Origin of the sequence: Candidatus Rickettsia tasmaniensis, assembly GCF_036857515.1 — a bacterium.
Classification (GTDB): Bacteria; Pseudomonadota; Alphaproteobacteria; order Rickettsiales; family Rickettsiaceae; genus Rickettsia; species Rickettsia rickettsii.
Map to the genome: position 1 here is coordinate 1 of NZ_JAQCNX010000074.1, position 733 is coordinate 733.

Genomic DNA, 733 nt, shown 5'->3' on the forward strand with positions numbered 1-733 from the left:
CTAACGTTGAAATATGAACTGCCTAGCTCTTCTATAAAATCAAGAGTGCAATCTAGCATAAATTTTTGAGAGATAGGATCAATAATAATTGTAGCATTATGTTTAGTAATGACATAATCATCTTGCTCTATATTATTTTTTGAGACTAGTTCGTAATTATACATAAGTCCTGAGCAACCGCCGCTATCAACCGAAACTCGCAGTACTAAATCCTTATCTTTTTCTAGCTTTACTAACTCGCAAACCCGTTCAAAAAGTAATGAAGTAGAGCATCCTCCTTATGATAATAATGACGAAGTTGAGGTAGGTGGAGCAACTATGCAACTTAATGATTAACATTAAAAGTTTGACGTTGCGATGTCATTGCTGCTGTTGCAGGAATGACATCGGCATTCTAATAACAATGCCCACTCGCAATACTTGCATTTACATCGAGAAAGAATTACCGCAGCCGCATTTTGCTTTAGCTTGCAGATTACTAACGTTGAAATATGAACTGCCTAGCTCTTCTATAAAATCAAGAGTGCAATCTAGCATAAATTTTTGAGAGATAGGATCAATAATAATTGTAGCATTATGTTTAGTAATGACATAATCATCTTGCTCTATATTATTTTTTGAGACTAGTTCGTAATTATACATAAGTCCTGAGCAACCGCCGCTATCAACCGAAACTCGCAGTACTAAATCCTTATCTTTTTCTAGCTTTACTAACTCGCAAACCCGTTCAAAA

Annotated in this window: 1 protein-coding gene and 1 pseudogene; both read right to left on the reverse strand. The window is 35.2% G+C overall.

Annotated elements, in window-relative coordinates:
- Positions 1 to 266 (reverse strand): annotated as a pseudogene (locus tag O6R16_RS07990) (iron-sulfur cluster assembly accessory protein); the annotation flags it as partial.
- A 160-nt stretch (positions 267 to 426) separates the two neighbouring features.
- Positions 427 to 733: iron-sulfur cluster assembly accessory protein (locus O6R16_RS07995; protein WP_499680706.1), on the reverse strand; the 307-nt coding region annotated here is incomplete at its 5' end.